At 53.5% G+C, this 16417-nt stretch carries 11 protein-coding genes and 1 tRNA gene; 10 read left to right on the forward strand and 2 right to left on the reverse strand.

From position 1 onward, the window contains the following. The first annotated feature begins 72 nt into the window (after positions 1 to 72). Positions 73 to 228 carry a hypothetical protein gene (locus tag E7745_RS14750; RefSeq protein WP_168181930.1) on the forward strand — a complete coding sequence of 52 codons (156 nt, stop codon included), beginning with the start codon at positions 73 to 75 and terminating at the stop codon, positions 226 to 228. Positions 229 to 456: 228 nt separating this feature from the next. On the opposite strand, the gene E7745_RS00410 is transcribed toward E7745_RS14750, so the two are convergent. Next, positions 457 to 639, reverse strand: a complete 183-nt coding sequence (locus E7745_RS00410) for a hypothetical protein (RefSeq protein WP_136408064.1) — start codon at positions 637 to 639, stop codon at positions 457 to 459. A 4-nt stretch (positions 640 to 643) separates the two neighbouring features. Next, positions 644 to 724: transfer RNA gene (locus E7745_RS00415), tRNA-Leu, on the reverse strand. 593 nt (positions 725 to 1317) lie between these two features. On the opposite strand from E7745_RS00415, the gene E7745_RS00420 reads away from it, so the two are divergent. The 9 genes from E7745_RS00420 (at position 1318) to E7745_RS00460 (ending at position 16241) form a co-directional block, all read left to right on the forward strand. Then, on the forward strand, positions 1318 to 3012 hold the full coding sequence (locus tag E7745_RS00420; protein ID WP_136408065.1) for a PKD-like domain-containing protein: 1695 nt from the start codon (positions 1318 to 1320) through the stop codon (positions 3010 to 3012). A 303-nt stretch (positions 3013 to 3315) separates the two neighbouring features. Next, positions 3316 to 5016, forward strand: a complete 1701-nt coding sequence (locus tag E7745_RS00425; protein ID WP_136408066.1) for a glutamine--tRNA ligase/YqeY domain fusion protein — start codon at positions 3316 to 3318, stop codon at positions 5014 to 5016. A 26-nt stretch (positions 5017 to 5042) separates the two neighbouring features. Then, positions 5043 to 6566 carry a tetratricopeptide repeat protein gene (locus E7745_RS00430; protein ID WP_136408067.1) on the forward strand — a complete coding sequence of 508 codons (1524 nt, stop codon included), beginning with the start codon at positions 5043 to 5045 and terminating at the stop codon, positions 6564 to 6566. A gap of 389 nt (positions 6567 to 6955) precedes the next feature. Next, on the forward strand, positions 6956 to 8038 hold the full coding sequence (locus E7745_RS00435; protein ID WP_240740289.1) for an ISAs1 family transposase: 1083 nt from the start codon (positions 6956 to 6958) through the stop codon (positions 8036 to 8038). Between the two features lie 159 nt (positions 8039 to 8197). Next, a complete protein-coding gene (locus E7745_RS00440; RefSeq protein ID WP_107031623.1) occupies positions 8198 to 9541 on the forward strand; it encodes a trigger factor in 1344 nt (447 codons plus the stop codon). 139 nt (positions 9542 to 9680) lie between these two features. Further along, complete coding sequence (locus E7745_RS00445; protein WP_136408068.1) at positions 9681 to 11096, forward strand: MATE family efflux transporter; 1416 nt, start codon at positions 9681 to 9683, stop codon at positions 11094 to 11096. 228 nt (positions 11097 to 11324) lie between these two features. Next, on the forward strand, positions 11325 to 12974 hold the full coding sequence (locus tag E7745_RS00450; protein WP_123398298.1) for a putative transporter: 1650 nt from the start codon (positions 11325 to 11327) through the stop codon (positions 12972 to 12974). A gap of 110 nt (positions 12975 to 13084) precedes the next feature. Then, positions 13085 to 14029 (forward strand): ribose-phosphate pyrophosphokinase, encoded by a 945-nt coding sequence (locus E7745_RS00455; RefSeq protein ID WP_107031625.1) that lies wholly within the window; start codon positions 13085 to 13087, stop codon positions 14027 to 14029. A gap of 52 nt (positions 14030 to 14081) precedes the next feature. After that, complete coding sequence (locus E7745_RS00460) at positions 14082 to 16241, forward strand: S9 family peptidase (RefSeq protein WP_136408069.1); 2160 nt, start codon at positions 14082 to 14084, stop codon at positions 16239 to 16241. The last annotated feature ends 176 nt before the right edge of the window (positions 16242 to 16417 follow it).

Raw genomic sequence — 16417 nt, forward strand, 5'->3', positions numbered from 1 at the left:
AGTTTTTTGGAGTTTTATAAGAGATATGTTTGTGTTTGACTGGCTGTTTGGTCACCGCAAGAAAGAATCCTTTTGGGAACGGAGTCAAGAGAGCAACAACGTTTCGACAACAAGTCGTCCCACGATGAGTATAGCGACAGCAGTTACAGTCATTACCATCACAATGATTATGCCCAACAGGATTTCGATGACGATCTCGATTCGGGCATGTTCGACGATGACTTCTAACCCAAAGGTCTTCTCAATGCCATCATATTTGTAGGTTTGGTTTAGGTCGGGTAATATATACCCGAGTTAAACCAAACTTATATACCAAACTTATATATAGGCCACTGAAAAGAAACTTGCCAATGAGAAAAGGGCTGGCTAGAAGAAAAACGCGGCCGAGCCTTGTCGTAATGACTTGTGTTGTCTATGGATAGGGTGGTCGAGGAGGCAGAGTCGAGAAGTGAGAGGTTATGCTACTGCGACGGGTGTATTAAAGAAAGTTAATAAATCCAAATTCGATTTATTCAGTTGGATTTGCGGTGTTTCAGCGGGGTTGAATGGCTGACTTTTTTGAGGCTCGCTGACAATTTGCTGACAATTTCTGAATGTAAAAATCGCAAGTAATTGATTTTCAACTACTTGCGATTTCATAGGGTGCCCAGAACAGGACTCGAACCTGCACGCCTCGCAGCACTCGCACCTGAAACGAGCGCGTCTACCATTCCGCCACCTGGGCTTTTCGGAGGACAAAGGTAAGCATCTTTTTTCATTCCTCCAAATTTTTTCGGCTTTTCAATATGTTTTTTTCTTACTTTTTTCTTGTTACTTTGTTTTTTACCGCTTATTAACAGTATCTATTCTCTTGTTATGCAACAACTTATACAGACATCTTTTACTATATTCATCCGCCATTATTCCTGCCGGCTGCTTTTCCCGGAACAATGCAAGGTGATTAATCACTAACAATCAACCTATTTCACACACCCAACAGTCCTGACTGACTCGATTCAACCTCTTTTCAAGACTGATCTTCATGTTTCGTTCTCTATTTTTATCTCTTCCTTGCTCTGATTTTTTCACTACTCCAATACTCTATCTATGGCGATTCTCTCGCTGCGCGATTTTGTTTTTACACCTTAATTATATATTGGGAGCCAAGCATTGTTGACAATTGTTTTATGGTGGCAATGGCGACCTTTAAGGCCTTTAATTCTTTTTGTGTTTCTCCTGTCGGTGTTTTTTTGTATTTTTGGCAGCATTTTCCCGATAATCATAAGTTTATCACCAGTCACAGCACTGCAGTCATTTTTTCATTCCCGTCAATTAACGATGAAATCAAATATTTTTTACCTCCTCCTATCTTTCCTCTGCCTCAACAGCCTCTTCGCCTGCAATACCGACAAAGACCTGATGGCGCCTGACCGCAGCCCGATTTCTGTTTCGTTTGACAATGAATCCGGCGTCTACGAGCTCAAAACCGACCGTCAGCTTACGGTCACGCCCATTGTGGCCAACGCAGTCAATCCGCGCTACAAGTGGGTCGACGACCGCGGAACGACCGTGGCTTCCGGTTTGACCCTGAGTTTTTCGTCACAGACAGAGGGTGTGTTCTATTTCACTTTCTGCGTTGATGCCGACAACGGTTCGGCCCGTGAAGAGATCCGCATCGACGTGCTCTCAATGGTGGTTCCAACCGTCACTCTGCCTACGGAGATGCAGACCACCGTGGGCCGTGAGCTTACAATCACTCCTGCAGTCAGCACCGGGGGCGATGAATCGGCCGCCTATGAGTGGCAACTCGACGATACTGCTGTCAGCTCCGACACGGTGTTCACCTTCCAAGCCGACCAGGAGGGCACCTACACGCTCCGCCTGACGGTCAGCAACTCCGACGGCAGCGGATCTGCCGAAATGAAAATCAACGTCACAAGCGTCCGGGAGCTATCGGTCAGCTTTCCTCGCTCTGAGATCGAAGTCCTCAGCGGCCGTACCGTCAGCCTCACCCCGATAATCCGCGACACCATAGGCCCGACGAGCTATGAATGGAGCATCGACGGGCGTCTGATAGCCGATGCCAACGGCACAGTCCTCGAATACACGCCTTCTTCACCGGGTCTGTCTACCGTAAGTTTGAAAGTCACAGACTCAAACACCAGCCGCGCGGCATCTGTCAGCGTCAACTGCCTCCAGGCCACCGAAGCCGACCGCTACCGCCCGGCCACTGCATCAAGCTCCGCCGACCGCGTCACCGTCTATGAATTCCTGCCCGCTCCCGGACAGTTCATCCATCAGATCAGCGCGACAACCGCCACCAAAGCCTGCCGCGAAGCCGAGCGGCGCCTCGCCAACAACCAGACCGTCTCGCTCGGAGCATTCGGCGGATACATCACCGTCGGTTTCGACCACAGCGTCAGAAATATCAGCAGCGACTACGACTTTGCCATAGCCGGCAACTCATTCCGCACCAGCAACGAGCCCGGAATAGTTTGGGTGATGCAGGACGAAAACGGCAACGGACTGCCCGACGACACCTGGTATGAACTGCGCGGCAGCGAGACCGACAAGCCTGAGACGCTCTACAACTACTCCGTCACCTACTACCGCCCTTCCGCCGCAGGTTCACCGATAGCCTGGGCCGACAGCGGGAATTTCACCGGAACCCTGACCGTCATGCCATCATGGCCCTCATGGCAAAACACCGGAAGCTACACCCTCAGCGGCACTAGACTTAAAGCCAGAACCATTTTCACAACCGAATGGTCAAACGAGCCTTTTGACTGGGGCTATGCCGATAACATGGGCAGCGACCGCCTCACCGACTCCGAAAACCCCGATGCCGGCATGAACTACAACTATTTCAAGATCGAAAACGCCATGTCAGCCTCGCGCCGACCGGTGAGTCTTGCCTATATCGACTTCATCAAAGTGCAATGCGGAGTCAACTCCACAGCCGGCATACTCGGAGAAGTTTCCACCGAAGTCTTCGGCTTCCTCGATTGCACAATGAACAGGCAGGCGGAATAAAAAAATTTCGCTCCGCCCGCATTATCGCACCAAAACGCGGCCCTGACGGCATTACCTTTGCATCATCATCACCAAAATCACCCGCTCCCCCGCTCCCCTAACCCTCTCAACCGTCACTCCCGCAATGAAAACCCTCACCTCCAGCCATCGCCACCCGCGCCCCACAGTTTCCCCGCAAGCCCTACGCCCCCTACAGTCCATAGCCGAATCAGCGTATGTGACATGATTTTTTTATGCAATTACAAAAATTCTGACTAACTTTGCATTTTAAATCGAACAGAAACTCACAATATAGCCAGAACAATGGAAAATAATAACCCGTCCACAGCCCAGGAATCCAAGGGACTCAGCTTTGTAGAGCAGCTTGTGCTCGAAGATCTTCAGGCCGGCAAAAACGGCGGCCGGCTCAACACCCGTTTCCCGCCCGAACCAAACGGCTACCTCCACATAGGCCATGCCAAGGCAATATGCATGGACTTCGGAATCGCCGAAAAATTCGGTGGCACATGCAACCTGCGCTTTGACGACACCAACCCCGTCAAAGAGGACGTGGAATATGTCGACTCCATCCGTGAAGACATCCATTGGCTCGGCTTCGACTGGGGCGACCGCGAATACTACGCCTCCGACTATTTCCCCCAGCTCTTCGACCTCGCCGTGCGCCTAATCAAGGAAGGCAAAGCCTACGTCGACGACCAGACCTCCGAAGAAATCGCAGCCCAGAAAGGCACCCCCACCCAGCCCGGCACCGAGAGCCCCTACCGCAACCGCTCGGTAGAAGAGAACCTCGACCTCTTCATCCGCATGAACCAGGGCGAATTCGAAGAAGGCGCCCGTGTGCTCCGCGCAAAGATCGACATGGCCAACCCCAACATGCACTTCCGTGACCCGATCATGTATCGCATCATCAAGACTCCCCACCACCGCACAGGCACAACTTGGAAAGTCTATCCGATGTATGACTTCGCCCACGGACAGAGCGACTACTTCGAAGGCGTCACCCACTCGATCTGTACACTTGAATTCGTGGTCCACCGTCCGCTCTACGAATACTTCGTCAAAGAACTCGCCGACGAAAGCTACTGCCCACGTCAGATCGAATTCAACCGACTGAACCTCACCTACACCGTCATGTCGAAGCGCAAACTCCTGCAACTCGTCAACGAAGGCCTCGTAGCCGGCTGGGACGACCCCCGCATGCCGACCATCTCCGGTCTGCGCCGCCGAGGCTTCACCCCGCGCTCCATCCGCAACTTCATCGACACCATCGGCTACACCAAATACGAAGCCCTCAACAGCATCTCGCTGCTCGAACACGCCGTGCGCGACGATCTCAACAAAGTAGCCACCCGCGGCATGGCCGTCATCAACCCCGTCAAAGTAGTCATCACCAACTACCCCGAAGGCCAGACCGAAACCGTAGAGATGGACAACAACCCCGAATCACCCGAAGCCGGCACCCATGAAATGCCCTTCAGCCGCGAAATCTACATCGAGCGCGACGACTTCATGGAAAACCCGCCGAAAAAATTCTTCCGCCTCGCCCCTGACAGCGAAGTCCGCCTGAAAGGCGCCTATATTATCAAATGTACAGGCGTGAAGAAAGACACCGAAGGCAACATCGAGGAAATCTACTGCACCTACGACCCCGAAAGCCGCAGCGGCCTCCCCGGAAGCCAGCGCAAAGTCAAAGGCACACTCCATTGGGTATCGGCCACACACGCCATCAATGCCACAGCCCGCCTCTACGACCGCCTCTTCAGCGTCGAGAACCCCGGAGCCGAAACCGAACGCGACTTCCGCGAACTGCTCAACCCCGACTCGCTCAAAGTAGTGGAAGGCATCAAAGTCGAGCCCTATCTGGCCGAAATCGCCGCCCCCGGCCTGCCCCTCCAGTTCCAGCGCATCGGCTACTTCACCCTCGACCCCGACTCAACCCCCGGCAACCTCATCTTCAACCGCACCATAGCGCTTAAAGACAGCTGGGAAAAAGCTCAGAAATAATCTATTGACAACCACAATCCGGGAGCGTGTCTAACCTCTTTTTCGGGGTCAAACACGCTCCTGACATAACCACCCCTGACCGAATGGACGAACCCAACGACCGCCGGGACCTCTACGAAGAATTCGAATCAGAAGTAGTCCGCCGAGGCAACACCGAAGCCTTTTTCGATGAAAACGACCTCGTCGAGATCTTCGACTACGCCTCGGACTACGACAACTACATCGTCAAAATGGAAGTACTTCTCTACGGAGCCATCCACTACCCCAAGAGCGAAGCTCTGGCCACGCGCCGCGCCTGGCTCTACTACTCGTTCGGCGACGTAGAAGCAACCTCCGAGCTCAACAGACGCGTCGGCACAGGTGGCGTCCTCAACCGGCTCCTTGACCTCCGCGCCAGCAACGCTAATCTCGAACTCGGTGACGAAGAAGTGATCAGCGCCCTCGAAAAAATACTCGACGATACCGACGACTTCGATGACGAAGGCATCATACAATTCACAGACTACGCAATGGAACTGCGTCTCGAATCATGGCTGATGCAGAACAAAGACCGCATCCAGTCAAAATGCTCCTATCCGCAGACCTTCCTCTATGAATTCGCCGACCATCTGGAGGAAAACAACGACCTGCCGGCAGCCGCAAGACTCTTCGAGGAACTGACCATGCTCGAACCCTTCAACCTCGACTTCTGGCTAAGACTCGCCACAGTCCAGATCAACAACGACGACTATGAAGGAGCCCTCTCGTCAGCCGAATACGCCCTCGCCATAAACCCCGAATCAATGATGGGCCTGCGCATCAAAGGCGCATCGCTCTACAGACTTGAACGCGACCCGGAGACAGTGACCGCCATCTACCGGCGCATAGTTGCATCAGCCGAAGCCGAAGACACCGACGTCTCCACCCTCGCAGCAGCCCTCATGGAGACCAACCGGCAGGCCGAAGCCGTGGAAATGCTCACCAGATACATCGGACAGCACCTCGACTCGCGTCTTGCCATCGACGTGCTCCTCGTACTCGACCGCGAGAAAGCCGCCCCCTACGTGCGCAGCCTCATTGCCTCCGACCTCCTGAGTGAAAAAGACACCGTAGAGTGGGCCCGCAACCACGTGGTCCACGGCCAGTTCGCATCCGCCGCCATCGTCTGCCTCATCTATGACGAAATCAAAGGATTCCAGGAAGAAATCCCATTCCTGATCGAGATAACCTACTTCGCCCTCCGCTTCGACGACGTCATCAGAGTCTACCGCGACAAATTCATCAAAATGAAATGGCCCTACCTCCCGGCACTCACCTACCCCTACCTGATGAGCCTCGTGCGCACCGGACACCGACAGGAAGCACTTGACGAAGCCAAAGAAATCCTCAACACCATACGCACCTTCAAAAAAAGCCACACCAATTCGGATCTCGGCACACTCTTCCGCCTCACCCCGGCCTCGACAGCCGCAATGATCACCGGCTACATTGAACACCTCAGAAACATAATTCACGCCCTGAAAGCCCCGGAACCGATTCCGGCCGACGAATTTGACCCCATGCTGCTCTGAACCACCGGACTGAGCACCCAGAAAAAGCCACACCTCAACCGGCCTCGCCCAAAGAGAGAATTAGAGGTCGTTTAAAGACAACCGCTTAGAAGCTGTTAAAAAACAATCGCTAAAGCCGGCCCTGCTATAAAGCAGACGGACCAGGGCAACCGCATCAAAATTTTAGGCGATAAGCAGCGATGGCGTTGCGTCAACGATGATAGATGTAGGGAAATTCTTTGAATACACCATATCCGAAGTCATGAATTCTTAGTAATTTTATAGTGTTAAAATCTCGGCAACAGTCTGATTTTTAGCGCCATAAAGCTTGCATATCTCGTGCTTTTTTAGTATCTTTGTAGCTGACAATCAACAATATAGATACTAAAATCATGCTAAACGAAATCTTTATGACAGTACCCGATCATCGGGTTACAGGTCGTTGCACATACGCGCTTTCCGACCTTCTGACAATCGCCTTGCTGACCTATATCTGCGGAGGCGAGGATTATGTGGACATGAGCGAGTTCGCTTATTATCGGGCGCGTGATTTCGGTCTGCTTGCCGAGCGTCCTGACCGCAGCCCGTCGCCTGACACTTTCGAGCGGCTGATGAGTGCTGTGGATCCCGATGAGATTGAGAGATGTCTGGTTGAGCATGGCCGGAAGTTCCTTGACACGCTTTCTGAAAAACAGGTTGTCATAGACGGCAAAAAGCTCAGGGGTACATCGCCTAAACAGCATGGAACGAAAGGCGATTACATAATGAACGCCTATGTCAGCGAGAATCATATAGTAGTAGGACAGCAACGTCTCAAAGACAAGGAAAATGAAATAGTCGCCATACCGCAGCTTATTGAAAAACTGGATATCGAAGGAGCTGTAATCTCTATAGATGCTATTGGCACACAAGTAAAAATCGCTCAAGACATCCTTGATAAAAATGCCCATTACTTTCTCGCAGTCAAAGAGAATCAGGGAGCTATGAACGAACAGATTATCGATGCATTCCGCTACAATAAGCCAGTTGACTCAGCTTCGCAGATGGATGCCGACCACGGACGTATCGAGACACGCGATTGCCGCATATTGAATGCGGACACTATCGAGGACAAGGATGTCCTGGCTCGCTGGCCCGGCCTGAAAACATTGATAGAGGTCACTTCAACGGTTGACTATGGCAACCGCACGGCAACCGCCGTCAGACGGTACATCAGTGACGAAGATTATCCCAAGGCTGCATACTTCAATATGTTGGCCCGTGGTCACTGGTCAATCGAGAACCAATTGCATTGGAATCTTGATGTGACATTCCTCGAAGATGCCTGCCGTGCAAGGAAAGGGTATGCGTCACTAAACCTCTCAACAATAAGGAAGTTGGCAATGCAGATTATTAAAGAGCATGTCGACAAAAGTAGTCTGAAGAAAAGACGCTTCAAAGCGAGCCTTTCCAACGACTATCTGACCGATATGCTACTTAAAGCAAAATTTTGATGCGGTTGCCCTGGCAGACGGACGGCAAAGTTTTGCGATTTGGGATTTTTTTGTTAATTTTGCACGCTGATTCAACGCGCGCGGGCGAATCTGCAACGGCAGCCCCCCGGCGAAAAACAATCATCAGACGTAAACACTAATAAAACAGATAAATAGGAAATGAAAATTACCAAGGAAGAGATTTCACCCGTAGACGTACGTCTTACCGTGGCGATCGAAGAAAACGACTATAAGGACGAGGTCACCAAAAAACTCAAGGAAATCGGCCGCACCCACGTGCTCCCCGGCTTCCGCAAAGGCCACGTTCCCTTCGGAGAACTCAAACGCCGTTTCGGCAAGCAGATGACCAGCGACGTCATCAACGACACCGTTTACCGTGCAGTGGTCGACTACATCACTGAAAACAATCTCCCCGTAATGGGTCATCCCGTACCCGTAGAAGTGAAAGAAGCTTTCGAGGACGGCGATCAGGAATTCAAATATGACCTGGCCCTCATCCCCCAGCTCGACATCAAGCCCGGTAGCGACGACCACTATCCCTACTACGAAATCGAAGTTACCGAAGAAATGATCGATGAGCAGGACAAAAACCTCCGCAAACGCTTCGGCAAGCAGGAACCCGGCCAGGAAATGACGGAAGACGGCGTTGTAAAAGGCACCCTCATGCAGCTCGCCGAAGACGGAACTGTCAACCAGAACGAAGGCGCCATCCAGGTAACCGACGGCATCGTCTTCCCCCTCTACTTCAAAGACAAGGAAGAAGCAGCCAAATTCAACGGCAAAAAGCCCGGCGACAAAGTGGTCTTCAACCCCAACAAGGCAGCCGGAGGCGATGCAGGCGAACTCGCATCAATGCTCCACGTCGACAAAGCCATCGCATCTGACATCACAAGCGACTTCGAGATGACCATCTCAGAAATCATCGTAAGCGTTCCCGCCGAACTCGGCGAAGAATACTACAAGATGGTATTCGGCGAAGACAAAGTACACAACGAAGAGGAATACCGCGCAGCCATCAAGGAAATGATCGCCGGCGAACTCAGCCAGAACAGCCACATCCTCTTCCGCAACCAGTTCGACAAAGCCATGATGGAAAAATACGGCGAATCAATGACACTCCCCGCCGAAACCATCAAGAAACTCTTCTTCGCTGACGCCGAAAACGCCGATGAAGCATTCAAAGCTCAGGAAAACGGCATCAAACACGAAATCATCGAAAACAACCTCCTCAAGGCCCTTGAGATCAAGGTTGAGGAAGACGAAGTGCTCCAGACAGCCAAATTCCTCACTGCCCGCCAGTTCGCACAGTACGGCATGGCCGGAATCGACGACGAGATCATCACCCGCTACGCCAAAGAGCAGCTCGAAAAATCAGAAATCCGCCAGCAGCTCATCCAGCAGGTGCTCACCTCCAAACTTTACGATGCAATCGAAAAGGCTGTCACCCTCGACAAGAAAACCGTCAGCCTCGACGAATTCAAGACCATCGCCCAGGAAGCATAACAGACATCCATTGCCGGCATCCGCTTCCCCGAACTAAAGCGGACCGCACAGCATAACCTCCATCAGAACCAGGCCGCAAGCAGATTTCAACCCTGTCTTGCGGCCTGCTTTAAAATCACCATCGAAAGCACCGACACCTATGAAAGCAAGCACCCTGACCGGAAAAGCCGGTTTCTGGAAAGCATATAAGCCCGAATACAAAAGCCTGTGGCGACTCGGAATGCCCGTCCTCGTCACTCAGGTCGGAATCATCGTAGTCAGCTTCGCCGACACCATGATGGTCGGAGCCTACGGCACAGAAGAACTCGCCGCAGCAGCCTTTGTCAACAGCCTCTTCATGATAGCCATAGTCATGCAGCTCGGCTTCGCCTCCGGAATGACACCCATAATCGGAGCCCTCTACAGCCGCCGGCAGCATGACCGGGTCGGAGCCACACTCCGCGCCGGACTCCAGATAAACTCGATCGTCTCGATCGGATTCACAGCCATAATGGGCACACTCTATTTCTTCCTCGACCGCTTCGGACAGCCGGAAGAACTAATGCCGCTGATCAGGCAATATTACCTCATAATACTGGCCACACTACTCCCTATGGCCATATTCAACTGCTGCCAGCAGACTGCAAACGGCACCACAGACACCGCCACACCGATGTGGATGATCCTCGGCGCCAACATAATCAACATCATAGGCAACTACCTGCTCATCGGCGGACGCTTCGGGTGCCCCGAACTCGGCCTGGCAGGAGCAGGAATCAGCACCCTGACAGCCCGCTGCATGGCCACCGTCGGAATACTGACAGCATTCTTGACATCGAAGCGATACAGAGTCTACAGAAACGGACTCCGCACCCCCTCGTCCGAAACCGCCGCCATCCGCCGCCACGTATGGCTGACATCCTACCCAGTCATGATACAGAGCGGAGTGGAATGCTTCCTTTGGTCATTCGGAGCCATCGTCTCAGGCTGGTTCGGGAAAATACAGCTTGCTTCCTACCAGGTAGTCAACACCATCTCACAGCTCGGATTCATGACCTACATGAGTTTCGGCATAGCCACCTCCATACGCGTAGCCAACTACACCGGACTGCGTGACACCAACGGCATCCGCCGCATCACCTCAGCTGGACTCCATCTGAATCTGCTCCTTAGCACCATCGCCTCCGTCATCTTCCTCATCGGAGGCTCCGACCTGATCCGCATCTTCACCCCCGACCCTGAAGTAACCGCCGCCGCCCTGCTCCTCATCGCCCCGCTGATCCTCTACCAGTATGGCGACGCCATCCAGCTCACCTATGCCAACGCACTCCGCGGCACATCCAATGTCAAGCCCCTGCTCTGGATCTCCCTCACCAGCTACATAGTCATCGGCATCCCCTTCCTCCTTCTGCTCGCCAAAGGGCTGTCGATGAAAAATGTCGGCGTCTACTACAGCTTCTCGCTTGCCCTGATCGTAGCCTCGGTCCTGCTCTACCGCTCCTTCCGGTCCACCATCGCAAAAAAGGAACTTGAGACTTTACAGACCGTTGCGGCCGGCAACAGCGAAACAGACTGAAACACCGTCAGAAATATTTCCACGGATACCCGAAATTTATAGCTTCCGCATTGTTTAAAAAAAGTAAAAAAATCGTACCTTTGCACTCTCAAAACCGCACCTCCTGCCTGGATGTATCCGGAGCGGTCTCCAATAGGCTTCAGATCCCTCTTCGAGACGCGGCGTGGTCAGGTGAAAAAGATTGAAACATTCTCTAAATTTCCTATAACAATTTCGTATCTCAATCAAATGGAATGGTTAATTGATCTGATCGGTCCGGGACACACGGAACTTGCGAGCACCCTTGTGCTCTACTCGTTTGTCATCGCGGCCGGCATTTTCCTCGGCAAACTGAAAATCGGAGGAATCTCACTTGGGGTCACCTTTGTACTGTTCGTGGGAATCATCATGGGCCACTTCGGCTACATCGTCAACCCCGAAGTCCTGAAATTCGTCCGTGAATTCGGCCTCATCCTCTTCATCTTCGCCATCGGCATCCAGGTAGGCCCCGGCTTCTTCTCGTCATTCAAGAAAGGCGGCGTATTGCTCAACGGACTCGCAGTGCTGATCATAGCGCTCAATGTCGCTATCGTGCTCTCCATCTTTTACATTGACGGCAACACAGGCATCGAAGCCCTCGTAGGCGTCATGTCAGGAGCCGTGACCAACACCCCTGGTCTTGCAGCCGCTCAGCAGACTGCCGGCTCGACCGAAGCCATCAACATCATGGCTATGGGCTATGCCGCCGCCTACCCCCTGGGTGTAATCGGCATCATCCTCTCGATGCTCATTGTCAAAGCCATCTTCAAAATCCGCACCGAAGATGAGATCAAAGCCATCGAAGACGAAATAGAAAGCAGCCAGCAAAAACCGCTCATACTGTCATTCGAAGTGACCAACAAGCTCATTGACGGCAAAACCCTCTATGAACTCCACCAGATCCTCGACTGCGACTTCGTGGTTTCACGACTGATGGGAGCCGACGGAAAAGTGATCATCCCCACCTCCAAGACAGAACTCCACGTCGGCGACAAGATTTTCGTTGTCATCGGCCCGGCCGATGAAATGAAATTCCAGGGCGTAATCGGCCATGAGATCGAAATGGACTGGGAAGAAGTCCAGAGCCAGGTCTACTCTCGCCGCATCGTAGTCACCCAGAGCAAATACAACGGTGTGCCCCTCGGCGACCTGCGCCTCCACACCGCCTACAGCCTCAACTGCACCCGCGTCAACCGTGCCGGCGTCGACCTGCTCGCATCGCCCAACCTCCGCCTGCAGATGGGCGACCGCCTCGTAGTTGTCGGCGACCTCAATGACATCGAGCGTCTCGGTGTGCGCCTCGGCAACTCAATGAAGCGCCTCAACCAGCCAAACCTCATCACCATCTTTGTCGGCATACTCTTCGGCATAATCATCGGCTCGATCAACGTAGGCTTCGGCATGAAACTCGGTCTGGCAGGCGGACCGCTCGTGGTAGCCATCCTTCTCAGCCGCTTCGGCTACAAATTCAAACTCGTCACCTACACCTCTTCGTCGGCATCGCTGCTCATGCGCGAACTCGGCATCTGTCTCTTCCTCGCCTCCGTCGGCATCTCATCGGGACGCGGCTTTGCTGACACCGTCTTCAACACCACCGGTATGTGGTGGGTTATCTGGGGCTTCATAATAACCTTCGTGCCACTGCTCATCGTCGGCATCATCGCCCGCGGAGTCTACAAGATCAACTACCTCACCATCATGGGTCTTGTTTCCGGCGGCTGCACCGATCCCCCTGCACTCGCCTATGCCAACAACTCCACCGGCAGCGACGCTCCCGCCGTGGCCTACTCGACTGTCTATCCGCTGACCATGTTCCTCCGCGTGGTAGCTGCCCAGGCCCTCATCCTCTGCTTCTTCTGATGCACGGCATCAAAGTATAACACCAGAACAAAAAATTCCCTCGCATTTAACACTATGGCCGAGGGAATTTTTGTAATTTTGCACCCAAACTCATCATTATCACATAAACCATGATTGATTCCCTTCCACCAATCAAAGTTTTTTCAGGGACTAAGTCTCACTACATGGCTGAGGAAATCTGCCGCGATTTAGGCTGCGAACTCGGCAAGATGAACATCCAGTATTTCGCCGACGGCGAATTCGAGGTTTCTTTCGAGGAATCCATCCGCGGCTGCGAGGTCTATCTCGTGCAGTCCACATTCCCCAACACCGACAACCTCATGGAACTCCTGCTGATGATCGATGCCGCCAAGCGCGCATCGGCAGCCTCGATCATCGCCGTGATGCCTTACTTCGGCTGGGCCCGCCAGGACCGCAAAGACAAACCGCGTGTGTCAATCGCCGCCAAACTCGTCGCTGACCTTCTGACAACCGCCGGAGTCGACCGCGTGATCACAATGGACCTCCACGCCGACCAGATCCAGGGCTTCTTCGACATCCCCGTAGACCACCTCTACGCTTCGTCGGTCTTCATCCCCTATATCCAGTCGCTCAAACTTGAAAACTTGGTTATCGCATCGCCTGACGTAGGCGGAGCCAAACGTGCCAACAGCTACGCCAAATATCTCAACGTGCCTCTGGTCCTCTGCCACAAACAGCGCGCCAAAGCTAACGTAGTAGCCCAGATGACAGTCATCGGCGATGTCAAAGACAAAGACGTCATACTGATCGACGACATGGTAGACACAGCAGGCACCATCACCAAGGCAGCAGACCTGATGATGAGCAACGGGGCCCGCTCGGTGCGCGCACTCTGCTCTCACGCCATCATGTCTGATCCCGCATCAGAACGCGTTGACAACTGCGCCCTGACCGAAATGATGTTCACCAACTCCATTCCGTTCAACAAAAGCTGCAAGAAAGCCACCATACTTTCTGTGGCCCGCCTCTTCGCCGACACCATCCGTCGCGTCCACACCCACGAGTCAATCTCCTCACAGTATCTTATAAAGTAAGAGCCTGTCTGTGCATATCAAACAACCGCTAATTACTTAGACCACAGTTTTTATGAAAAATATTCTTGTCATGGCTGCAACCGCACTCACTCTTACTGCATGCGCAGGGGCAGGCGAAAAAGAAGCCGATATCATCGACAAGCCCGACTACAAGAGCGAGACAGGAGTCTTTGACATCGAAGCCCTCGAAGCCCTCGGCCGCGTATCAGCGGTGCAGGTTTCACCCGCCACAAAAAAGGTACTGTTCAACATTTCATATGAAAGCGTAGAGCAGAACCGCAGCAATGCCGACCTCTACGTCATGAACCCCGACGGTTCCGACCTGCAGCGCATCACCCGCACAGCCGGCTCGGAAAGCAATTTCGTCTGGATCAACGAAGGCAGACAGATCGCCTTCACCTACGCAGTAGAAGGTGTTCCCCAGCTCTTCGTCATGAACGCCGACGGCAGCACCCGCAAACAGGTGACCAAACTCGAAAAAGGCGTGGAAGGCTTCCTTTTCTCTCCTGACGAAAAGAAAGTAATGATCATCTCCCCCATCAAGTTCATGCGCGAGGCCAAGGACCTCTATGAAGACCTGCCCGATGCCACCGGCCGTGTAATCGACGACCTCATGTACAAGCACTGGGACCAGTGGATGACCGAAATCCCCCACCCCTTCATCGGCGACTTTGACGGCAACGAAGTCAGCAACCTCGCCGACATCATGTCAGACGAACCCATGTATGAAGCTCCGATGCGCCCCTTCGGCGGATCAGAATCATTCGCCTGGGCTCCTGACAGCAAGTCGATCATCTACGTATCACGCAAGAAGACCGGAGTTGACTATGCAGTCTCAACAAACTCCGACCTCTATCTCTATTCACTCGAAGACAAGACCACACGCAACCTCACCGAAGGCATGATGGGCTACGACACAGCTCCCGCCTATTCCCCTGACGGCAAATACGTGGCATGGCTCTCGATGGAACATGACGGCTACGAATCAGACAAGAACCGCATCTTCCTGCTCGACACCGCAACCGGTGAGAAACGCGATCTCACTGCCGACTGGGACTACACAGCTGATGCCATCGCCTGGAACCCCGACAGCAGATCGCTCTACTTCCTCGCCGCACGTGACGGCGTCTGCCCCATCTTCAACATGGCCCTTGACGGCACCGTCTCTGTGGTTGCCCAGGGCGAATGTGACTATGCCGCACTCGCACCCGTCGACGAAGAAACCGTCATCACCCTGCGCCACTCAATGCTTGCACCCAACGAAGTCTGCGCAGTCAAAGGCGGAGAAGTGAAACAGATTTCCAACGTCAACACCGAATTGCTCGCATCACTGAAAATGCCCCGCGTGGAACGCAACATGGTTCCCACCACCGACGGCAAGGAAATGCTCGTCTGGGCCGTCTATCCTCAGGACTTCGACAGCACCAAGACCTATCCCGCACTTCTCTACTGCCAGGGCGGCCCGCAGCAGGCTGTCAGCCAGTTCTGGAGCTACCGCTGGAACCTCGCGCTCATGGCTGCCAACGGCTACATAGTCATAGCCCCCAACCGCCACGGCCTGCCCGGATTCGGCACCGAATGGAACGCCCAGATCTCAGGCGACTACCCCGGCCAGAACATGCGTGACTACCTCGCGGCTGTCGACTTCATGAAAAAGCGTCCCTACGTAGACGAATCACACATCGGCTGCACAGGCGCAAGCTACGGCGGCTTCTCAACCTACTGGCTTGCCGGCAACCACGAAAAGCGCTTCGCCGCCTTCCTCGCCCACGCCGGAATCTTCAACATGGAAGCCCAGTATCTCGAAACCGAAGAAATGTGGTTTGCCAACTGGGACATGGGCGACGGCGCCAAAAACGGCCCTGCCGACACCGCCACAGCCTATGACTACGGCGCATTCTGGAAGAAAGACAACGCCGCAGCCCAGCGCACATTCGCAATGTCACCCCACCGGTTCGTTGACAAATGGGACACCCCGATCATGGTGACCCACGGCGAATTCGACTACCGCATCCTCTCATCGCAGGGCGAAATGGCCTTCAATGCTGCCAAACTCCGTGGCATCCCCGCCGAAATGCTCATCTTCCCCGATGAAAACCACTGGATACTGAAGCCGCAGAACGCCATCCTCTGGCAGCGCCTCTTCTTCCGCTGGTTCGACAAATGGCTCAAGCCCGAAAGCGCAGCTAAAACTGAAGCCGAAGCCAAATAAGCCCGAACGTTTCTCATCATAAACAAAACGCGCAGCCCGCCCCACGGCGGACTGCGTTTTTTATCCCCGCTCCCCAAATAGTTTTTACCGCCTTTGAGTTTCTGCAAAGATACACCCCCTGCCTTGACGGAGTGTCATAATGCGTAGACACCCCATCCGGAGCGGTAAACCGGTGT

Source organism: Duncaniella sp. C9 (assembly GCF_004803935.1).
Taxonomy (GTDB): domain Bacteria; phylum Bacteroidota; class Bacteroidia; order Bacteroidales; family Muribaculaceae; genus Duncaniella; species Duncaniella muris.